Annotated in this window: 17 protein-coding genes; all 17 read left to right on the forward strand. The window is 61.9% G+C overall.

The features are described 5' to 3' along the window. The 17 genes from Uis1B_RS09410 (at position 1) to Uis1B_RS09490 (ending at position 22,900) form a co-directional block, all read left to right on the forward strand. Entirely contained in the window at positions 1–678 is a 678-nt protein-coding gene (locus Uis1B_RS09410; RefSeq protein WP_101617721.1) for an amino acid ABC transporter permease, read from the forward strand. A gap of 8 nt (positions 679–686) precedes the next feature. Continuing rightward, positions 687–1,799, forward strand: coding sequence for an amino acid ABC transporter permease (locus Uis1B_RS09415; protein WP_101617723.1), 1,113 nt, complete (start codon positions 687–689; stop codon positions 1,797–1,799). A gap of 50 nt (positions 1,800–1,849) precedes the next feature. Further along, the gene (locus Uis1B_RS09420; protein WP_101617725.1) at positions 1,850–2,554 is read left to right on the forward strand and encodes a ubiquinone/menaquinone biosynthesis methyltransferase; all 705 of its coding nucleotides are present in this window, start codon (positions 1,850–1,852) and stop codon (positions 2,552–2,554) included. Between the two features lie 122 nt (positions 2,555–2,676). Next, a complete protein-coding gene (locus tag Uis1B_RS09425) occupies positions 2,677–4,257 on the forward strand; it encodes a bifunctional metallophosphatase/5'-nucleotidase (protein ID WP_165782834.1) in 1,581 nt (526 codons plus the stop codon). A 185-nt stretch (positions 4,258–4,442) separates the two neighbouring features. Then, entirely contained in the window at positions 4,443–4,979 is a 537-nt protein-coding gene (locus tag Uis1B_RS09430; protein ID WP_101617729.1) for a YbaK/EbsC family protein, read from the forward strand. A gap of 127 nt (positions 4,980–5,106) precedes the next feature. Continuing rightward, positions 5,107–6,102, forward strand: coding sequence for a PPK2 family polyphosphate kinase (locus tag Uis1B_RS09435; RefSeq protein ID WP_101617731.1), 996 nt, complete (start codon positions 5,107–5,109; stop codon positions 6,100–6,102). Positions 6,103–6,238: 136 nt separating this feature from the next. Continuing rightward, a complete protein-coding gene (locus tag Uis1B_RS09440; RefSeq protein ID WP_101617734.1) occupies positions 6,239–8,794 on the forward strand; it encodes a DEAD/DEAH box helicase in 2,556 nt (851 codons plus the stop codon). Between the two features lie 151 nt (positions 8,795–8,945). Then, positions 8,946–10,487 (forward strand): acid phosphatase, encoded by a 1,542-nt coding sequence (locus tag Uis1B_RS09445; RefSeq protein WP_101617736.1) that lies wholly within the window; start codon positions 8,946–8,948, stop codon positions 10,485–10,487. 85 nt (positions 10,488–10,572) lie between these two features. Next, entirely contained in the window at positions 10,573–12,027 is a 1,455-nt protein-coding gene (locus tag Uis1B_RS09450) for a replication-associated recombination protein A (RefSeq protein WP_101617738.1), read from the forward strand. Next, complete coding sequence (gene mtrA, locus Uis1B_RS09455; protein WP_101617740.1) at positions 12,024–12,743, forward strand: MtrAB system response regulator MtrA; 720 nt, start codon at positions 12,024–12,026, stop codon at positions 12,741–12,743. Before Uis1B_RS09450 ends, mtrA begins: the two co-directional genes overlap by 4 nt. 15 nt (positions 12,744–12,758) lie before the next feature. Continuing rightward, complete coding sequence (gene mtrB / locus Uis1B_RS09460; RefSeq protein WP_101617742.1) at positions 12,759–14,453, forward strand: MtrAB system histidine kinase MtrB; 1,695 nt, start codon at positions 12,759–12,761, stop codon at positions 14,451–14,453. Positions 14,454–14,464: 11 nt separating this feature from the next. Then, positions 14,465–16,216 (forward strand): LpqB family beta-propeller domain-containing protein, encoded by a 1,752-nt coding sequence (locus Uis1B_RS09465; RefSeq protein WP_165782835.1) that lies wholly within the window; start codon positions 14,465–14,467, stop codon positions 16,214–16,216. 305 nt (positions 16,217–16,521) lie between these two features. Further along, positions 16,522–17,514 (forward strand): fructose ABC transporter ATP-binding protein FruE, encoded by a 993-nt coding sequence (gene fruE / locus Uis1B_RS09470; RefSeq protein WP_101617746.1) that lies wholly within the window; start codon positions 16,522–16,524, stop codon positions 17,512–17,514. Between the two features lie 148 nt (positions 17,515–17,662). Then, entirely contained in the window at positions 17,663–19,192 is a 1,530-nt protein-coding gene (fruK, locus tag Uis1B_RS09475) for a fructose ABC transporter ATP-binding protein FruK (protein ID WP_101617748.1), read from the forward strand. Between the two features lies 1 nt (position 19,193). Continuing rightward, a complete protein-coding gene (fruF, locus tag Uis1B_RS09480) occupies positions 19,194–20,267 on the forward strand; it encodes a fructose ABC transporter permease FruF (RefSeq protein ID WP_101617750.1) in 1,074 nt (357 codons plus the stop codon). After that, on the forward strand, positions 20,264–21,286 hold the full coding sequence (fruG, locus tag Uis1B_RS09485; RefSeq protein ID WP_101617752.1) for a fructose ABC transporter permease FruG: 1,023 nt from the start codon (positions 20,264–20,266) through the stop codon (positions 21,284–21,286). The genes fruF and fruG overlap by 4 nt, the downstream gene beginning before the upstream one ends. A 297-nt stretch (positions 21,287–21,583) precedes the next feature. After that, a complete protein-coding gene (locus Uis1B_RS09490; RefSeq protein WP_101617754.1) occupies positions 21,584–22,900 on the forward strand; it encodes an MFS transporter in 1,317 nt (438 codons plus the stop codon). The last annotated feature ends 7 nt before the right edge of the window (positions 22,901–22,907 follow it).

Here is a 22,907-nt window from a genome sequence, read left to right on the forward strand (position 1 = left end):
ATGCAGAGCTTCATCGACCTGTTTTCCGAATATGACGTGCTCTCCGCGTTCCTGGTCAACATCGAACTGACCCTGTGGTCGACGCTGTTCTCGATGATCCTCGGCGTGATCCTAGTGATGATGCGCATCTCGCCGATCGGCTCCATGCGTGCCGTGGCCGGCGGATACGTGGAGTTCTTCAAGAACATGCCCCTCACCATCATCATGGTGTTCATGGTGCTCGGCGCCTACGCCCAGCTCAAACTCACGTTCTCCGACACCTTCGCCACGAACTTCTTCTGGCTCGCCGTCACCGGTCTGAGCCTGTACACCGCGGCGTTCGTCTGCGAATCGCTGCGAAGCGGCATCAACACCGTGCCGCTCGGGCAGGCCGAGGCCGCACGCGCCCTCGGGTTGGGATTCATGCAGTCCGCCACCGAGATCATCCTGCCGCAGGCGTTCCGCGGATCGGTGGCTCCGCTGGGCAACACGTTCATCGCACTGCTGAAGAACTCCACCGTCGCCGCGGCCGCGTCGGTCGCCACGGAAACGTCCTCGCTGATGAGCGAGATGATCGAATACCATCCCGACGTGATCGTCTCGATCTTCCTGATCTTCGCGTTCGGCTACGTGATCATGATCATCCCGATCGGCATGCTGACCACCTATCTGTCCAACAAACTGGCCGTGCGGAGGTGACGGCGACGATGAACAACACATCCTCATCCGTTCTGTTCGACCAGCCCGGTCCCCGTGGCCGTCGACGCATCAGGATCATCAATTGGATTGCCGCGCTGTTCTTCATCGTAGTGCTGGCACTGATCCTCATGCGACTGCACAATCCGCCGGACGGCGAGAATCAGCTCAGCTGGGAACTGTGGAAGCCGGCTTTGGAACGCGAAGCGTGGACGGACTTCTATCTTCCCGGCCTGTGGATGACCGTCAAGGCATCCGTACTGGCAGTCATCGGATCCGTGGCGTTCGGTCTGGTCTTCGGCGTGGGGCGTCTGCTGCCCAGCTTGATCGTCCGTACCGTCGCCGGCGCGATCGTCGAATTCTGCCGTGCGGTTCCCGTGCTGCTGCTCATGATCTTCTTCTGGCGGTGGTTCGCCTTCTCCGGCATGTCGGAGCCGTCCTATTGGGCCGTGGTGCTTGCTCTGGTGCTGTACAACGGTTCCGTGGTCGCCGAGCTCGTACGCTCCGGCGTGGGCAATCTGCCCGGCGGGCAGCGTGAGGCGGCCCTCGCCCTGGGCCTGACGCGCACCGAATCGCTGATGCAGATCGAGGTGCCCCAGGCCATCACCGCCATGCTGCCGGCCGCCGTGACCCAGCTGGTCGTCGTGCTCAAGGACACCGCTTTGGGATCGATCATCATGTACACCGATCTGTTGCAGGAGTCACGTCGACTCGGCTCGATGTACTTCAACATCCTGCAGACCCTGGTGGTCGCGGCGGTCGTCTACTTCTTCGCCTGCTGGCTGCTGTCCCGCTTGGCCGAATGGTTGCCCGAGCACATGCAGAAGCGCACCGCGGCCCCGGTGGAGCAGGAGCCCGTCGCCCCGATCGCGGCCGGCGACGCATCCAACGTGAACCAGATCGCCGTGGCCAAGGAGGTTGACGAGCGTCCTCTGCGCGGCACTCCGCGTAAGTACCATGTGCATCACCGTGGCACCAACGCGTCGATCCACAACTGGCGCAGGACCCGCTACGAGCAGGGGTACGACGCCACAAGGCCCGAATCACAGGTGGATCCGGAGACCGGCCGGCCGTTCTCCGAGGAGAACCGTGCCGAAGGCGAAGGGAACGACGCACGGTCGTGACCGCAGAATCCGGAAACCGGAAGGCCGGACCCAGGGGGAGGCGATCGCGCATGTTCGACGCGATCGCCTCCTCCTATGAGATGGTGGACGACCTCGCATCGCTTGGACAATGCCGTCTGTGGGCGCGCGCGGTGGCCAATGCGCTGGAAGGCCTCTGCGCCGAAGACCGAGCCGGGCTTGCCGGGACACGGGTGCTTGATGTGGCCTGCGGCACCGGTGTGTCGAGCCGCGCGCTGGCCGCACGCGGCGCCGAGGTCACCGGCTGCGACATCTCCGAGGGGATGCTTGCCGTCGCACGGCGGCGACGGAATCCGGTCCGGCGCGATGGCATCCGCTATGTGACCGCCGACGCCGAATGTCGGCTGCCGTTCCCCGATGAATGGTTCGACGCGGTATCCGTGTCGTACGGATTGCGCAACATGGGCGACCCCGAAGCGGCTCTGCGCCATATGCTGCGGGTGGTCCGTCCGGGTTCGCCCATCGTCGTGCTCGATTTCGACATGCCGGACGATCCGGTGCTGCGAACCCTGTACAGGGCGTATTCGTCGGTGGCTTTGCCGGCGCTGGGAGGACTGCTCACCGGGCAGACGGAGCCGTATCGGTATCTCAACCGTTCCATCGGCGAATGGGAGGGGCGCCGCGGCGTGGCCCGCATGATGCTGGCCGCCGGGTGGCGTGACGTGCGTACCGCCACGCTGTGTGGCGGCATCGCCTCCATCTGCACCGCCCGCCGAGCCGCGCTTACGATGCGCTAAGAATTCACCGCTTCGTAGATTTCATGCCAGATGCGGGTCCAGTATGGTACATCTGTTCACCATATGGTGAAACGGTGGGATTCGAGAAGAACACGCAATTCAGGGATCACGGAACGAATCGCATGGCCGTTTTCGACTGGCTGATCAGAATGGTCGCGGTTCTGGCGATGATCGCCCTGCTCGCCGGTCTTGCGGCGCATCGGGCGGTGGCCGAGGAAACGGCTCCGCAGAAGATCACCATCGCCGAGGTCACCGATTTTCACGGTCACATCGAACAGGCGCGGTGGGTGAACGATCAGCTCATCAAAGCCCGAGAATACAACCCCGGCGGCATGGTGGCGGTATCGGACGGTGATCTGGTGGGCGGCTCCCCGTATGAATCCTCGCGGGAGAAGGACCGTCCCACTCTGGATATCGCGAAGACCTGGGGGCTGACGGTTTCGGCGATGGGCAACCATGAGCTCGACCGGGGAGTGAGCGACTTCAACGGACGCATCGCAAGTCGAAGCAACGGCATCGATTGGCTGGCAGCCAACGTGCGCAAGACCGAACGGTTCTCCAACCTGAAGGACTACACGATCCGAGTCATCGCAGGCAAACGAGTGGCGTTCGTCGGCGCGGTCACCGATCGCCTGTCATCGGTGCTCTCGCACAGCGTGATGCGCAACGTGACTCTGGACGAGTCGGCGGTGGAATCGGTCAATCGGGTGGCGGACCGGCTTTCGGACGGCGACGAGCGCAACGGCGAGGCCGATGCGGTGGTTGCGCTGATCCACGACGACGCCGATCTGGTGGCGAAGGACCGCGTCGGACTGAACGCCAACGTCGATCTGGTCTATGCCGGACATACCCATGCGGTGAAGACGGATCGGAGGACGGCCTCAGGGGCTCCGATCATCGAGGCCGGATGCTTCGGCCGGTACGTGGCCGTGCAGGATCTGCTGATTTCAGGATCCGGACGGCAGGCGCAGGTCAGCGTGCGCAACAGCTTCGGTGGTGCGCTGATCGACGATTCCCCGGCCAACGACGATCCCGCGAAAGTCGTGAATGCGGCCCAGACCACCTACTCGTCAAGCGCCGCGGTCGACTCCATCGTCCGGAAAGCGGACGCCGAGGCGCGGCGAGCCGGCGACGTAGTGGTCTCCTCGGTGAAACAGCGATACGACAAGACCGAGGATGCGGGACAGACGGCGTTGAACACGCTGATCGCCAATGCGGCGCTCGACGGCGCCCGACGAACCACCGAAGGCGCGAACGCCCGGGTCGGATTCGTCAATCCAGGCAGCCTCCGCACACAGGCCCTTGACCTTGACGGCGACGGATTCGTCACCGTGCGTGAGGTGCACGACATGATGGCGCTGCAGTTCGACAACGCGGTGATCACACTCAACGGCATCCAGCTGAGGCAGGCCATCGCCCAGCAATGGCATCGCGACGAGCAGGGCCGATGGCGCAGCGGGCATCTCGGCATATCCTCCAACGTGACCTATCGGATGGATCTCACCGGGGATGATCCCCGCGTCGTCGATCTGCGGGTCGACGGCCGACCCATCGACGATGCGCAGTCGATCACGGTGGCCGGCAACACCTTCCTGCTCACCGGCGGCGACGGGTACACGGCGTTCGAACAAGGAACCGGGTACGCCGACACGGCAGTGCCCTATGCCCAGACCCTCATCACGTTCCTCAAAGCCCACGACTGACATCGACGTTGCATCGTCGCTCATATCGCATCGGCTATAGCCGTCCATAAGCAACGTCGATGATCGACCCGGCGGGTCGGCCGCCCATCCATCGGTATGCTGAACCATGCCATGGAAGGGCATGAGCGTCGGTGGAGTACCAGGCCGACGCCCACCGGCGGGACCGCGGAACAAAAGGGGGAATCATGACATTGCACATCGAGGACTGGCATGACGGGACTCTGCTGGCGCCACCGGTATTCGAAGCGCTGAAAACCCTCCCGGAACAGCTGATCATCGGCGTGACGAGAAACACCGACGAGGAATCGGACACCGACCTGTGGTGCCCGAAATACGGTATTCCGTTCTCGATCACCGGCAACGTGGTGGTGACCCACACCCACAAGACCCGCAAAGCCCCGCCCCAATTCGCCGCCGCCTTCGTCACCGCGGACACGCGTGCCGATCTCAACGGCAAGGTGAAGCACACCCTCGAAGTGAGCAAGGTGTCGTTCGCTCCCATCACGGCCGCAGTGGAGGCCACCGGCATGGAATCGGGAGGCATGTCGCCCATAGGCCTACCGGACGGCTGGCCGCTGCTGGTGGACGAACACATCCTCGGCATCGACGAACTCTATCTGGGCTCCGGAATCCGTCCGTCGAAGCTCGTGGTGAACGGCGCGATCTTCGAACATGTTCCGGGAGTCACCTTCGTGGAGGGGCTCGGCAAGCCCCGAGACTGATCCCGGTTTCCCGGTCGCCAAACTGACGGCCAGCCTCCGGGTATCCGTCCGAAACCGCGTCAGGGTGTTAAGCTCGGCAGCATACGCATGCGACGATGCATAGCAACCGGAACGCGGGAGGCATCCAATGACGGATCAGAACACAAACAAAACGACCAAGACCATCAACAAGACGCTCAGAACCGCGAAGGAAACGAACCGGGACCTTGAAAAGGCCATCAAACGACGCAAGTCGCTGCAGAAACGACTCGAACTCGCCGCCGAAACCTCGGACCTGCTCAGCTCCGTGTGGAGCCGCCATCCCTCTCGTCGACTGCGATTCGGCGATGGCGTGACCGCGCTCGCCGACGTGAAGGGATCCTCCACGCCGGGGTTCCACGCCACCGCCGAGGAGGGAGAGCGGTTCATCGAGCTGAGCTCCGAATCCATCGCACGGTATCAGGACCAGCTGTACGCTGACGGTACGGTCGGCTCCAAACGACGGCTGCTGGTCATTCTGCAGGGTATGGATGCCTCGGGCAAAGGCGGCATCGTTCGGCATGTGTTCCGGCAGGTCGATCCCATGGGCATCCACTACCACGGATTCGGCAGGCCCACCGATGAGGAGGCGTCCCATGACTTCCTGTGGCGCATCGAACGCGAACTTCCCGCCTACGGGTGGATTTCGATCTTCGACCGTTCCCACTACGAGGATGTGGTGATGCCCCATGTCTACGGCACGATGGATCGGCGTGTGTGGCAGGGCAGGTACGAGCGGATCCGGCGCTTCGAGAAGGAACTCGTCGACGACGAATGCGCGATCATCAAGATCTTTCTGGTGATCTCGAAGGAGGCCCAGCGCAAGCAGTTCCTGCAAAGACTCGACGACCCTACCAAGCATTGGAAATTCGACGTCTCCGATCTTGATGCCCGGGATCGTTGGGACGATTACATGAACGCCTGGCAGGAGGTGTTCGACAAGACCTCCACCGATGAGGCGCCATGGTATCTGGTGCCGGCCGACAACCGGTGGTACTCCCGCGCGGTGGTTTCGGAGCTCCTGCGGGTGACGCTCAAGGGCATGGGCCTTGATTGGCCGGAGGCACGGTTCGATCTCGAGGAGGCGCGTCGTCGTCTCGGATGAACGAGTGGACGCGGGCTCCTCCTCGGTCGTGGCTCCGCGACGTCAGTTCCGCCGCGGAGGCTAGAATGAGCGGGATTGATGCGTGCCCGCGGGAACTGATCATGGCGGGATCGATAGGAAACGAGGGGAGTGGACGATGGAGGAGCCTAACGGCGGTCTGGCCGCGCTGATACCCGGATACGGGGACGACGATCGCAATCTCGATGCGGACGACATCTTCGACCGGTTCTTCGGCTGGGTGGAATCACGGGGCATCACGCCTTGGCCGCATCAGGAGGAGGCCGTCATGAGCCTGCTCGCCGGCGATCATGTGATTCTCAGCACTCCCACCGGGTCGGGCAAGTCGCTGGTCGCCCTCGGCATGCATTTCGCGGCGCTATGCACCGGTCGACGCTCCTACTACACCGCTCCGATCAAAGCGCTGGTTTCCGAGAAGTTCTTCGATCTGGTGAACGTGCTGGGGCGAGACAACGTCGGCATGATCACCGGGGATACGCACATCAACACCGATGCGCCGGTGATCTGCTGTACGGCGGAGATCCTGGCCAGCCAGGCGTTGCGGGAAGGCGTTCGGGCGGATATCGGCTGCGTGGCGATGGACGAGTTCCACTATTACGGCGATTCCGAACGCGGCTGGGCATGGCAGGTGCCGCTGCTCACTCTCCCGCATACGCAGTTCCTGCTGATGAGCGCCACGTTGGGCGACACCACGCAGATCGTGAACACGCTGGAACGGCACACCGATTCGGATGTCGCGGTGGTGGACGACGCGAAGCGGCCGATTCCGCTGAGCTATGAATATACCGACAGGATTCTCGCGTCAACGGTGGAGCTGACCATGCGGCGTGGTGAATCGCCGATCTATGTGGTGCATTTCTCCCAGGACGCCGCCTTGGAGACGGCGCAGGCGCTTTCCAGCACCGGAGTGACCACCAAGGAGCAGCGCGCCGCCATCGCCGAGGCCATCAGAGGAACCCGGTTCACCACCGCGTTCGGCAAGATACTGCAGCGTCTGCTGCGTACCGGCGTGGGCGTGCATCATGCGGGTATGCTGCCCCGGTATCGGCGGTTGGTGGAGCAGCTCGCCCAGCAGGGGCTGCTGCCGGTGATCTGCGGCACCGACACGCTCGGCGTCGGCATCAACGTGCCGATCCACACCGTGGTGCTCACCCAGCTCACCAAGTTCGACGGATCCCGCATGAGAAGGCTTCGCGCCCGTGAGTTCCATCAGATCGCCGGCAGGGCGGGACGTTCCGGATTCGACACCGAAGGTCTGGTGATCGCCGAAGCGCCGGAATACGAGATCGAGAATGCTCGTGCCGTGGCCAAGGCGGGCAACGATCCGAAGAAACTCAAGAAAATCAAACGCAAGAAGCCGCCGGAGGGTTTCGTCACCTGGAACCAGAACACCTTCGACAAGCTCATCGACCAGCCTCCGGAGACGTTGACGCCCCATATGCGCATCACCCATTCGATGGTGCTGGCCGAGGTCTCCCAAGGTGGCGACGCGCGTGCGAGGGTGGACGATCTCATCGACGACTCGGCACAGAGCCCGCAGCAGAAGGAGAAGCTGCATGAACGGGCCGATGAGATCTTCCAGACCCTGATCGACACCGACGTCATCGAATACGAGGAGTACGACGACGGAGGTCGCGACTACTACACCACCGTGGATCTTCCCGAGGATTTCGCGCTCGACCAGCCGTTGAGCCCCTTCCTTCTGGCTGCGCTCGAACTGCTCGACCCGGAATCCGAAACCTATGCGCTCGACGTGATCTCGATGGTGGAATCCACGTTGGAGGATCCGAAACAGGTGCTTCGCGCCCAGGAGCGGCAGGCGAGAGATGCGGCCATGTCCGAAATGAAGGCCGATGGCCTCGACTATGAGGAACGCATGGATCGGCTGCAGGAGATCACCTACCCCAAGCCTTTGGCGGACGTGCTCGACGCGGCGTTCACCCAGTATCGCAAGGATGTGCCGTGGGCCAACGACTATTGGCTGAGCCCCAAATCCGTATTGCGCGACATGATCGAAACGGCCTCCGATTTCACCGGATACATCGCCCGATACAACATCGCCCGATCCGAAGGCACGTTGCTGCGCTATCTCTCCGATGCCTATCGCGCTCTTGAACGCACCGTACCGCCGGAGAAGTGCGACGATCAGCTGGACGACATCATCGCTTGGCTTCGCGTGGTGGTCCGCGGCGTCGATTCCTCCTTGGTGGACGAATGGGAGCATGCCGGAAACACGAATCCCGAGGCGGCTGCCACAGCCGCACCGCCGAAGACCGCCGACGAGATCGTGCAGGACAGAAGAGGGCTCACCGTGCTGGTGCGCAACGCCATGTTCCGGCGCGTGGAACTCATGGATCGCGAGGATACGAGAACGCTCGCCGCCATGGACGAGGATTGGGGCATGGGTCTGCGCGACTGGGAGGATACGCTCGACGAATACTACGACGAACATGAGTACATCAACACTGATGCCTCGGCCCGGTCCAAGGACTACTTCGTACTCGACACCTCCAAGGAGCGCAGCGACCGCGTGTGGTACGTGCGTCAGATCATCGGCGATTCCGACGGCGATCATGACTGGGCCATCACCGGTGCCGTGGATCTCAAGGCCACGCAGAACAGCGGCGAGGTGGTGTTCGACGATTATCGAGTGGGACCCGTCGAAGAGCTGTAGCGGGCAGGTTCACCGACAGTTCATCGCCCGGAACCCCATCGTTGCGCTATCGTATACGATAGTTCACCGTACGGGAGTAATCTCACGCCATTGACTATGGTTTCCCGCGCCCGGCCGTGCCGCCGGGCGCCGATGTCGAAAAGCTGGTGACATGCGGTATCCGTCCCCCATCCGTTCCATCGAACCGATCATCGCGACATTGACCGCGCTGACGATCCTGCTGCCGTTCGTCGCGCTGGTTCCCATCGCCCAGGCCTCCGGCGAACCGTCTCCGGTCCAATCCGAAGTCACGCCGCGCGCCGTCGCCGAACGGCTGCCCAATCCGGATCTGGTGAGCCTGCTCGGCAGCTACGAGCGCTACTACTGGCAGCCCCCCAAGGACGGATCGGGAGGCAAGGTGCTCGACGCCTCCACCATGGAACTTGATCAGCGCACGGCCGTGACAATCAATCACCTGGCCGCGCGCGATCGGACGGCCGACGGGCACAGCGAACAGCAGAAACGCGCCTTGGTGGATTCCGACCTGTACGGATGGCAGACCATGCCCGACTCGCTGGGGCCGGTACTCGGCCGCTACATGCGCGAGGGACTGCACGACGGCAGCCTCGCACTGGTGGACGACCTGTTCAAATTCGACATCATCAACACCTTCCGCGCCAAGAACGCTTCCAATCATCCGCGGCCATACCTCGACCGCTCCAATCACGGAGCCAACGATCTCGCCGGACTGAGCCCCACGCTCGACATCATCCAAGTGCAATCATGGGGCGACCACATCCCCGGATACGACAACCTGAAGAACAACAGCTCATTCCCCTCGGGACATACCACATTCGCCTACAGCTGGGGCGTGGCGCTCGCCGGCATGATCCCCGAGCTTGCGCCCCAGATCATGGCCCGAACATCGGAGGCCGGCAACAATCGCATCGTGCTGGGAGTCCATTATCCGCTCGACGTCATCGGCGGTCGCATCGCCGGCAGTGCGCAGAACGGCCAGTACTGGCACAACGAATTCGACACCAAGGTCAAGCCCGCGGCCGACCAGCTACGCGCATACCTCACCGACCGCTGCCGTGCCGACGGACATGGAGGGACCCTCGACGAATGCATCGAACGGCTCGACGCCGCAGGAAAGGGCGGATATCGCAACGACTTCACCGATCCCGTCAGCCGCACCCCGGTGCGCGACCGGCAAAGCGCCATCACGGCCTACGGCGCCCGAATGACCTACGGATTCGATCGAACGGAGACCAAGGACCAGCCCTTCATATCCCCGGATGGTGCGGCCGACATCCTGCGCATCGCCTACCCGCGGCTGCACGTCGATCAACGCAACGAGATCCTCAGACTGACCGCGATCGAATCGGGATACCCGCTCTCCGATTCCTCGAAGGGATGGCAGCGCATCGACTTCGCCAAGGCGCTCTGCGCCCAGGTCACGCTCAACCGTGACGGAGATGTGGTCAACGTGGTTCCGGGCGCAGATCGCCCCACCGTCATCGGCGTACAGTACGCCGACAACGGCATCCATCCGCAGTCCGACCGTTTGATCCGTGTCGATCCGGACAATACAGTCGGCTCGGACGACGACGCGATTCCCGCTGACCAGCGCGGTCGCATGATCGGCGTCTGCCTTGCGGTGATCGCACTGTGCGGGGTGATTCTGCTCATGCCGAGACCGCGTCGATCCTGACGATCCGACGATGCGCAGAGCCGATCATGCATGACATATCCGAATATCGAACACCTGTTCGAGATATGCGACTACACTGGGCTGCATGACCGAAGACCTGTTCACCGCCACCGACGCTCCCGAAGACCTGACCCGGCCACTGGCCGTTCGCATGAGGCCCTCCACCCTCGACGAAGTGGTCGGACAGGATCATGTGCTGGGCCCGGGATCCCCGTTGCGCAGACTCGCGTCCCCCGCATCCCGGGGGTCGCTCGCCGCACCCAGCTCGGTTATCCTCTTCGGCCCTCCCGGCGTCGGAAAGACCACGCTCGCCTACATCGTCGCCAAACAATCCGGCCGTGTATTCGAAGAGCTCTCCGCCGTCACATCCGGAGTCAAAGACGTGCGCGAAGTCCTCCGTCGTGCACACGACAGACTGGTGTCGCAAGGCAGGGAAACCGTTCTGTTCATCGACGAGGTGCATCGCTTCTCCAAATCCCAGCAGGACGCCCTGCTGCCCAGCGTCGAAAACCGTGACGTCACCTTCATCGCGGCCACCACCGAGAATCCCAGCTTCTCCGTCATCTCCCCGCTGATCAGCCGTTCGGTGGTCGTCAAACTCGAATCCCTAGGCGAACGGGACCTCGATACGCTGATCCGTCGGGCGATCGACGACAAGCGCGGACTGTCCGGTGAGGTGAAGGCCAGCGACGAGGCCATCGAAGAGATCATCCGCATGGCGGGCGGAGACGCCAGGAAATCGCTCACCATCCTGGAAGCCGCGGCCGGTGCCGTGACGGGTGACCGGAAACGGAAGAAGGGGGCCCGGAAGCCGATCATCACCCCGCAGATCGTGTCCCAGGTCATGGATGTGGCCACCGTGCGATACGACAAGGCTGGAGACGATCACTACGACGTGGCCAGCGCCTTCATCAAATCCATGCGAGGCTCAGATCCGGATGCGGCCCTGCACTATCTCGCCCGGATGCTCAGGGCGGGCGAGGACCCCCGGTTCATCGCGCGCCGCATCATGATCGCATCCGCCGAGGAGGTGGGCATGGCCGCGCCGCAGATCCTGCAGACCACCGTCGCCGCCGCCCAGGCGGTAGCGATGATCGGCATGCCCGAAGCGCGCATCATCCTCGCCGAAGCCGTGATCGCCGTTGCCACCGCCCCCAAATCCAATGCCAGCTACAACGCCATCAACGAGGCGCTCGCCGATGTCGATGCCGGCCGGATCGGTCAGGTGCCGTTGCATCTGCGCAACGCCCCCACGAAGCTGATGAAGCAGTGGGGCAACCATGAAGGGTACCGGTATGCCCATGATGCGCCCGGTGCTGTGGCTGCCCAGCAGTACATGCCTGATGAATTGGTCGGTCGTGAGTATTATCATCCCAATGATCGAGGTTATGAGCGGGAGATCGGCCCGAGACTGGAACGGATTCGCTCGATACTGCATGGCGCGGATACCATGGAGGACCGGCAGGATGGTGCGGTCGGCCCGTCAGGGTGCAGGCCGGAGGCCTCGGAAGACACGAGAGACAAGGGAGCGCTCCGATGAAGGATAAGACGACCATTCTGATCGTGGATGATGATCAGGCGTTGGGCGAGATGCTGTCCATCGTGCTGGAATCCGAGGGGTTCTCCACGGTGGTATGCTATGACGGCCTGCGTGCGGTGGAGATGTTCCCCACCATCCATCCCGATCTCATGCTGCTTGATGTGATGCTTCCCGGTCTCAACGGCGTGGAGGTGGCACGGGAGATCCGCCGAACCTCACAGGTTCCGATCATCATGCTCACCGCCAAGTCCGATACGCATGACGTGGTCAGCGGTCTTGAGGCCGGTGCCGACGACTATGTGGCCAAGCCGTTCAAGGTGGCCGAACTGGTCGCCCGCGTCAAGGCGCGGCTACGCGCGGTGGCGCCGACCTCCTCGGCCAAGGGTTCGTCCGACGATGGGGTGCAGGAGGTGCACGAGGGGGCGATCGACATCAGCCGCAACGAGCATACCGCCACCAAGAACGGCCGGGATCTGAATCTTACGCCGATGGAGTTCGAGCTGCTGTTCGTGCTGGCGTGCCATAGCGGTGACGTGCTCTCCCGCGGCGATCTGCTCGAACGGGTGTGGGGATATCAGAATTCCGGTGACGCCCGTCTGGTCAATGTGCATGTCCAGCGTCTTCGTCAGAAGGTGGAGGACAATCCCGAAAAGCCCGAAATCATTCAAACGGTGCGCGGGGTGGGATACAAGTTCGTGGCGCCCGCACGCGCATAGTCCGACTACGGCGTCATGCAGGCTGGTCCGATCTCCCGAATCTCGCGGATGCTTCCGCATCTGCGCACCTCCGTCACCCGGTCGCTTCAGCGTAGGGTCATCTTCTCCATCGCGGTCGTCACGCTGGTGGTTGCAGCGGGGTTTTCCGTCGCATCGTTCGCGTCGGTTCGGTCGTCGCTGATGGAGCAGGCCACCAGTCAGGCCCAGAAGGATTTCTCCGATGAAATGGATCGGGCCCAGGCAAATCTTGATTCCGCCGATCTGTCCAGCGATGCGGACGCCCAGCGGTTGATCTCGGATCTCGCCTCCACCCTGCAGGACGACGGCAGTTCGAATCTGCTCGGCATCTACATCATCGGCGAGGGGGAGGGCGGCGCCGACCTGATTCCGGTTTCCACCGATCCGAACTACCTGTCCCTCGTTTCGGAATCGATGCGCGGTCAGGTGCTGAGGTCAAACGCCGGTGACATGTTCTATCAGCCGGTGGGCTTCGACCGTGAGGGGCGTCATGATCTCCCCGGCGCGATTCTCGGAGGACTGCTCACCAGGCCCGACGGTGGGACGCTCAGCCTGTTCGCCGCATACTCCTATGAGATACAGCAGACGACGGTGATGAACATCGAGTTCGCACTGCTGGTTTCGTGTCTGCTGATGAGCATTGTCGTCGGTCTGATCATCTGGCGGGTGATGCGCGGTATCATTCGCCCGGTGAGCAATGTGGCCAGCACTGCGGAAAAGCTGGCGTCCGGCGATCTTTCAGCTCGTACCGAGGTCACCAGAAGAGACGAGATCGGCGTGCTGCAGCAGTCGTTCAACGAGATGGCCGATTCCCTCAACGAGAAGATCGACGAACTGGAGACGGTGAGCTCCATGCAGCGACGGTTCGTCTCCGACGTGAGTCACGAACTACGCACTCCCGTGACCACGATCCGTATGGCGGCTGATCTGCTCGAAGCCCGCAAGGACGGTTTCGAGCCCAGCACCGCACGCACTGTGGAACTGCTGAGCGAACAGACGTCCCGATTCCAGCAGATGCTCGCCGATCTGCTGGAGATCTCCCGCTATGACGCCGGTTCGGCCTCGGCCGATCTGGTCGAGACCGATATTCGCGTGCCCGTTGACGATGCCGTTGACGATGTCCGCGAGATCGCCCAGGCGCGGCATGTCGTGATTTCGATCACGATGCCCGATTACCCGGTGGCTGCGGACATGGATTCGCGACGCATCACGCGCATCATTCGCAATCTGCTGGGTAATGCCATCGATTTCGCCGAGGATAAGCCGATCGAGGTTCGCGTCGCGGCCAATGACCGGGCGGTGGTCGTCAGCGTCCGGGACTTCGGCGTCGGCATCGATCCCGAGGATCTCGAGCACATCTTCGACCGCTTCTGGAGGGCCGACACCTCGCGATCGCGATTGACCGGCGGCACCGGGCTGGGACTGTCGATCGCCATGCAGGATGCCCTGCTGCACGAGGGAGATCTCTCCGTCAGGTCACGGTTGGGAGAGGGCACATGGTTCCTGCTCTCCATTCCCATCAGGGCGGGATCGGGATCCGTTGATGAACGGGATCGGCCTGTGCGCTTCATCGAAGGATCGTATCCGGGGATCATCGGTTCGTTCCTTGAGGGCAGGACCAGACTGGATGGGTACGCGAGCAGCGGCTCGAATGACGCCGCGTTGGAAGCCGAAGGCGGTGACGGGCGATGAGGAAGGCGATCATGCGGTGGTTTCGCGAGTGGAATCGAGAATCGGGAATCCGACGTGCCGTGCGCATCGCCGGCGCGGTGGCATTGGTCGCATCGCTGACGCTTGTTTCGGGATGCTCGATGGGGCTTCCCACCAGTGGACCGGTGGAGCGGGTGAGTCTTACACAGAACGAAGACCATCGCGTCTATATCGATCCCCAGGGGCCGAGTGAGGATGCCGAACCCGAGCAGATCGTGCGGGGATTCATCGACTCCCTGCCGGCTGGTCCGCAGAGCGACGGATTCAAGGTGGCGAAGGAGTTCCTCACCGATGCGGCCCGGAAGACGTGGAAGCCGGATGCGAAAACGGTCATCTATTCGGGGGAGCTTCAGATCTCCCGTGAAGCCGATACGATGGACCTGCAGTCGCGGCAACCATCGCGGGTGACGGTGTCCATCTCCTACAATTCGATCGGCGCGGTCGATTCCCGCGGCGTGTATTCGGCCGAAGGCGCGAGTGGTTCGTCCAGAATCGAGCTTCGTCTCGTCAAAGTGGACGGACAGTGGCGTATTTCCTCGCTGCCCGATGGCATCAGCATTTCACAGTCCGGATTCTTCCAGGTGTTTCGGCAGGTGGAGCTTTACCAGCTCGCTGATTCCGGGCGGACGCTGATTCCCGACCAGCGGTGGTTCGCGTGGAGACAGTGGCGTACGCTTGCCGTGCGTGAGCTGCTTCGTGAGCCGGCGAACTGGCTTGGCGACGCCGCGCAGTCGGTGGGTGACGGTGCGATCGCTCTTGCCATGGATTCCGTGCCGATGTCGCAGGGTGTGGTGCAGGTGAAGCTCACCAACAGTGTGATGTCGCTGACGGTGGATGAGCGTGCCAAACTGATCAGGCGCATTCGGCTGACGTTGGGCGATGGCAGCGGGGAATACCGTCTCAGCGTCGTCGACGACGCGGGGCAGGATCTGTCGAATGCGGACGAGAACGAGAATATCTCGATAGATCAGCCGCCGAGGCACTTGTACACTCTCGCGAACAATTTCATCCTGTCCATCGCCTCGAACAATATCGTACGTCTGGGAGACGTGGCCGGCAGGTTTGACGGGGCCGTGGGCATGGCGTTCACCGAACGCGGTGGCGCCATTCTCAGGCCGGATGGCATTGTGGAATGCGTGACGAAGGACACCGATGCCTGCGGAACGCTGTTCGGCGGCAATGAGGCGAGCATCATCCGAGAGGGCATCGACGACGAGATCTGGGCGGTTTCGAAGGATTCCTCGCAGATCATGGTGCACGTCAATGGGCAGGAGAGGCGTTTCTCGGCATCGATGTTCGAGGGACGTCAGATCACCGCGTTCGATATTGCCCCGGAGGGATCACGCGCCGTGGTTGCGTTGGGACCGAAAAAGGGCGTGGACGGCGGCAGGATTGTCATGATCGGCATCTCGCGGGATTCGAATCGGCTGCCTTCCGGGTTGAGTTCCCATCCGAACACGATTTCGAACAGATCGAATATCGTGTCGCTGACGTTCTACAACGAATCGACGGTGGTGTATGCATTGCGCGATGCGGGCAGTGGATATCAGCAGCTTTCGCCGGGCCCGGAGAGTCCTCAGCGGCTTCCTGAGGACACGCGGGAGCTGGTGGCCGGTCAGATCGACCAGACCCAGAGTCTGATCGCATTGGATGGCGATGGCATGGTCCGTTACGCCCGTGCCTCGTTGAACGCTTCATGGCGTGTGCTCGACTACCAGACCGATGCCATTACCAGCGGATGGTGACGGCTGGCATTTTCGGACCGGCGTCAACGAATGAAGTCGTTGGTTGCGCCGTCGGCGTGTTGACGATAGTCGTGCATCACAGAAACGATCAGGAATGAAGTAAACGAATCGTTGGATCAAACAGAAACGAACATGATCTTTCAAAGAACAGTGTTGTTATCGTTTATTGGCCATTCTGTTATTGATTTGTTATCCACTGGTGTTGATCAGTGAATTGTCAGGTAATAATGTGAACGCTAACGACGGAACAACAGTGTTCGTCCCGATGGTAGAACGACCTACCACCATACTCAAGGAGGAGTCATATGAAGAAAGCAATCAAGACCGGCCTCGCCGCTATCGTGGCAGCTTCCACCATGGTGGGCCTCGCGGCATGCGGTGGCAGCAGCTCCAGCAGCAGCGATAGCAGCTCCGATGGTCAGAAGACCGTCGGTTTCGTGGCGGTCGGTCCCGAGGGCGGCTTCCGTACGGCCAACGAGAACGACATCAAGAAGGCGTTCAAGGACGCCGGCTTCAATCTGGTGTACTCCCCGACGCAGAACAACGATCAGCAGAAGCAGATTCAGGCGTTCAACAAGTTCGTCAACGATGAAGTCGATGCCATCATCCTGTCCTCCACCGAGGACTCCGGTTGGGATGATTCGCTGAAGAAGGCCGCCGAAGCCGAGATCCCGGTCTTTACGGTCGATCGTAACGTCGAGGTCAAGGATGCCGAGGCCAAGAAGGCCATCGTCTCCCACATCGGACCGTCCAACGAATGGGCCGGTGAGCAGGCCGCCGAGCGCATCGCCAAGGACTTCCCGAACGGCGCCAACGGATTCATCCTCGAAGGCCCCGCCGGTCTGTCCGTGGTGAAGGACCGCGGCACCGGCTGGAACAACAAGGTCGCCTCCAACATCAAGGTCCTCGAATCCCAGTCCGCCAACTGGTCCACCGATGAGGCCAAGACCGTCACCGCCGGTCTGCTCGACAAGTACAAGTCCCAGAACCCGCAGTTCATCTTCGCTCAGAACGACGAGATGGGCATCGGCGCCGCTCAGGCCGTGGACGCCGCCGGTCTGAAGGGCAAGGTCAAGATCGTCACCATCGACGGCACCAAGGCAGCTCTGCAGGCTGTGGTCGACGGCGATCTCGACTACGTGATCGAGTACAACCCGATCTTCGGCAAGGAGACCGCCCAGGCCGTCAAGGACAAGCTGGATGGCAAGACCCCCGAGGCCGACATCCAGATCGATTCCAAGACCTTCGACAAGGCTGCCGCCAAGTCCGCTCTCGACTCCGGTGAGCGCGCCTACTGATCCTCAGGATTAACCTTCGGGTTCAACGGCATACGCCAATACGACATAATCAGCAGTGAACGGTGTATCGGATTCATTCCGATGCACCGTTCCTCATGTTCGGCCAAATGTCACAAAACGATAACAACCCCTTTCGTAAGGCAAAGACATGACAGAAAAGCAACCAATCGTCGTGATGAAGGGCATCACGATCGAATTCCCTGGTGTCAAGGCCCTGGACGGTGTCAACCTTCGTCTCTTCCCCGGTGAGGTCCACGCCCTCATGGGCGAGAACGGTGCCGGCAAGTCCACGATGATCAAGGCCCTGACCGGTGTGTACAAGATCGATGCGGGTTCCATCACCGTCGACGGCAAGCCCACTCAGCTCAACGGCACCCTCGACGCCCAGAACGCGGGCATCGCCACCGTGTATCAGGAGGTCAACCTGTGCACCAACCTCTCGATCGGCGAGAACGTGATGCTCGGTCACGAGAAGCGTGGCCCTCTCGGCATCGACTGGAAGAAGACCCACGCCGAGGCCCGCAAGCATCTGGCCAAGATGGGTCTGGAGTATCTTGATCCCCGTGCTCCGCTGAGCTCGATCTCCATCGCCATGCAGCAGCTGGTGGCCATCGCCCGAGCCATGGTCATTGATGCCAAGGTGCTGATCCTCGACGAGCCGACCTCCTCCCTGGACGCCAACGAGGTGGAGGATCTCTTCGAGATCATGCGCAAGGTGCGTGATTCCGGTGTCGCCATCCTGTTCGTCTCCCACTTCCTGGATCAGATCTACGAGATCACCGACCGACTCACGATTCTGCGTAACGGCCAGTTCATCAAGGAGGTCATGACCAAGGAGACCCCGCGCGACGAACTCATCGGCATGATGATCGGCAAGAGCGCCGACGAGCTCAGCCAGATCGGCGCCAAGAAGGCCCGCCGTGAGATCAAGCCCGGCGAGAAGCCCGTCGTCTCCATCAAGAAGCTCGGCCGCAAGGGACAGATCGAGCCCACCGATCAGGACGTGTACGCCGGCGAGGTCGTTGGTTTCGCAGGTCTGCTGGGTTCCGGTCGTACCGAGCTCGGCCGACTGATGTTCGGAGCCGACAAGCCGGACAACGGCGAGTACTACCTCAACGGCAAGAAGGTCAACATCGACAGCCCGTACACCGCGCTGAAGAACAAGATCGCGTACTCCACCGAGAACCGCCGCGACGAAGGCATCATCGGCGATCTGACGGTTCGTCAGAACATGCTGATCGCACTGCAGGCCACCCGCGGCATGTTCAAGCCGATTCCGAAGAAGGAAGCCGACGAGATCGTCGACAAGTACATGAAGGAGCTCAACGTTCGTCCGCCGGATCCGAACAAGCTCATCAAGAACCTCTCCGGTGGAAACCAGCAGAAGGTGCTCATCGCTCGCTGGCTGGCAGTGCATCCGGAGCTGCTGATCCTCGACGAGCCGACGCGAGGCATCGACATCGGCGCCAAGGCCGAGATCCAGCAGAAGGTGCTCGAACTCGCCGCCCAGGGCATGGGCGTGGTGTTCATCTCCTCCGAGCTGGAGGAGGTCGTCCGACTCTCCGACGCCATCACCGTGCTCAAGGACCATCAGAAGATCGCCAATATCGTTAACGACGACACGGTCTCCCAGGCCACCATCGTCGAGACCATCGCCAATTCCGGAAAGGAGGCATGAGATGGCAGCCTCGGATAAGAAGGATGAGAAGAACGGGATCGTCAACAAGATCCTGGGAAACAATCTCACCTGGTCGGTCGTCGCACTCATCGCGCTGATCATCATCTGCACCATCGTCGACCATTCGTTCCTCAAGCTCACCTGGAACACCAACACCGGCGGTCTGGCCGGCCCGCTGATCACCATGCTTCAGGAATCCGCCCGATACCTGATGATCGCCACCGGCATGACGCTGGTCATCTCCACCGCGGGCATCGACCTTTCGGTCGGTTCCGTGATGGCCGTGGCGGGCGCCACCTCCATGCAGCTGCTCGTGGGCGGCGCCAACGTGTGGGTCGCGATCCTCGTCGCCCTGCTCGTCGGCCTGATCATCGGCTCCATCAACGGCCTGCTGGTCTCCGTGCTCGGTCTGCAGCCGTTCATCACCACGCTGATCATGATGCTCGCCGGCCGTGGCGTGGCCAAGGTGATCACCTCCGGTGAGAACACCGACGCCTCCCAGATCGCCGGTGGCGAACCGCTGCGCTGGATGGCCAACGGCTTCATCCTCGGCATTCCCGCGAACTTCGTCATCGCCCTCGTCATCGTGCTGATCGTCGGCGCGGTCGCGCGCAAGACCGCCATGGGCATGATGATCGAATCCGTCGGCATCAACCAGGAGGCCAGCCGCATGACCGGCATCAAGCCTCGCAAGATCCTCTTCCTCGTCTACGCGATCTCCGGCCTGCTGGCCTCCATCGCAGGTCTGTTCGCCACCGCATCCGTGATGCGAGTCGACGTGGTCAAGACCGGTCAGGATCTGGAAATGTACGCGATCCTTGCGGTCGTTATCGGTGGTACCTCGCTGCTCGGCGGCAAGTTCTCCCTCGCAGGCAGCGCTCTTGGCGCCGTCATCATCGCGATGATCCGCAAGACCATCATCACCCTCGGCATCGATTCGGCCGCAACCCCGGCCTTCTTCGCCGCGGTGGTCATCATCATCTGCGTGATGCAGGCTCCGAAGATCCATAATCTGAGCGCCGAAATGAAACGCAAGCGCGCGCTCAAGGCTTCTCAGAAGGCGGTGGCAGCATGACGACTGCAACGGTAAATGCTCCGAAGACCAAGAAGGCCAAGGGCGGCAAGTTCGACGCCCAGATGATTCCGACGATCGCCGCGGTGGTGATCTTCATCCTGATGCTGATCATGGGTCAGGTGCTGTTCGGCACCTACTTCAGGCTCGGCTTCATCTCGTCCCTGTTCATCGACCACGCCTACCTGATCATTCTGGCCGTGGCCATGACCCTGCCGATCCTCACCGGCGGCATCGATCTTTCGGTCGGCGCCATCGTGGCCATCACGGCCGTGGTCGGCATGAAGATGCTCAACGGCGGCACTCCGGCGCCGCTGGTGCTCGTGGTCATGCTGCTCATCGGCGCGGCGTTCGGTCTGCTGGCCGGCGTGCTGATCGAGGAATTCAACATGCAGCCGTTCATCGCAACGCTGTCCACGATGTTCCTCGCCCGAGGCATCGCCTCGATCATCTCCACCGATTCGCTCACCATGCCTGCCAACAACAACTACAGCTGGATCGGCGGCGAAGGCTGGAAGATCATCGACAATCCGAAGATCTCGAACGATCTGAGCATCAACCTCGGCGTGATCATCGCCGTCGCGGTGGTCATCTTCGGCTACATCCTGCTGCACCACACCCGTACCGGTCGCACGATCTACGCCATCGGCGGTTCCCGCTCGTCCGCCGAGCTCATGGGTCTGCCGGTCAAGCGCACCCAGTACGTGATCTACCTGACGTCCGCCACGCTGGCCGCCCTCGCCTCCATCGTGTACACCGCCAACATCGGTTCGGCGAAGAACACCGTCGGCGTCGGCTGGGAGCTCGATGCAGTCGCCTCCGTGGTCATCGGCGGCACGATTATCACCGGTGGCTTCGGCTATGTGCTCGGTTCCGTGCTCGGTGCACTGGTCCGTTCCATCCTCGAACCGCTCACCACCGACTTCGGCGTGCCCGCCGAGGCCGTGCAGATCGTGGTCGGCATCATGATCCTCGTGTTCGTCGTCCTGCAGCGTGCGGTCACCGCATTGCAGAAAGAATAGCGACACGTCCGGTTCTCCTTGGCGAGGCCCGTCGGAATCATCCGGCGGGCCTCGCTTCGTCTCGGAATAGGTCAGCCATGCCAATCGGACAAGTGTGCGTCGTCTCACATTTGAAGGCATAGAGGTCCATAATGTGGAATTATTGGCCGCGATCCGATCATGAGGAGCAAGATTAGAGCGATTCCAAAAGAAGGGAAGACAACCTCCGCGCCGTCGCCTTGCGTTGCACTTGACGACAGCGGGTGTAACGTGGCCTCCGTAGCGGTTCTCGGTTTGGTATTGAGAGGAAATGAAGTCATGTCCACCACATCGGTTTCCGTAACCGGCACCCAGTCCGCAGTGAAGAAGGACTCCGTCGCCGAGATCATTGCGGCATCCATGGTCGGCACCGCCATCGAGTTCTACGACAATTACTGCTATTCCATCGCCGCCGCCAGCTACTTCGGCGTCATCTTCTTCACCGACGTAGCCAAGTCCAATCCCGCCATCGCCACGCTCATGGCCTTCGTCACCTTCGCCGTCTCCTTCCTCGCCCGTCCGTTCGGATCCATGCTGTTCGGTCATTTCGGCGACAAGCTCGGCCGCAAGAAGACGCTGGTCGTGGCCCTGATGACCATGGGCATCGCCACGTTCCTCGTGGGCGTGCTTCCCGGTTACGAGCAGATCGGCGTGTGGTCCGTCGTGATCCTGTGCGTCTGCCGCGCCTGCCAGGGCGTCGGCCTCGCCGGCGAATGGTCCGGCGCCGCACTGGTCGCCACGGAAAACGCTCCCGCCGACAAGCGCGCCCTGTACGGCTCATTCCCGAACCTCGGCGCCCCGATCGGCTTCTTCTGCGCCTACGGCATCAACCTGCTGCTCACCACGCACCTGAGCAAGGCCCAGATGCTCTCCTTCGGATGGCGCATCCCGTTCCTCATGTCCGCCATCCTCGTCGTCATCGGCCTGTACGTGCGCGCCCGCATGAGCGAAACCCCGATCTTCCAGCAGGCTTCCGCCGAGAAGCGCACCTCCAAGCACCCGCTCACCGATCTGCTCCCGTACTGGAAGCAGGTGCTGCTGGGTACCGTGGCCATGGGCATCACCTACACGCTGTTCTACATTCTCGGTACCTGGTCGCTCAGCTACGGCGTCGCCAACCTCGGCTTCAGCCAGCCGCAGTATCTGGCCATGCAGATGGTCTCGGTGTTCTTCTTCGCCGCGTTCATCGTCGTCGGATGCCTGCAGGCCGACAAGCTCGGCCGTAAGAAGGTGCTGATCGCCACCACCGCAGTCACCCTCGTATTCAGCTTCTTCGCTCCGGCGCTGCTTCAGCACGATATGGTACGCATCATGGTGTTCCTCTGCATCGGATTCGTGCTCATGGGTGGCCTGTTCGGTCCTTCCGGCGCCTATCTGCCCGAGCTCTTCCCGATGCATGTGCGCTACTCCGGTGCTGGTCTGAGCTACAATCTCGCCGCCATCTTCGGTGGCGCCTTCGCTCCGTCTCTGGCCACTTGGCTGGTGAGCACCTATGGCATCATGTCCGTCGGCTGGTACATGGCCGCCATGAGCGCCGTCGCGCTGATCGCGCTGCTACTCATCAAGGAGAGCAAGAACATGGATTACACCAAGTGAGCCGGTT

The sequence above is a fragment of the Bifidobacterium margollesii genome (assembly GCF_002860355.1).
GTDB lineage: Bacteria > Actinomycetota > Actinomycetes > Actinomycetales > Bifidobacteriaceae > Galliscardovia > Galliscardovia margollesii.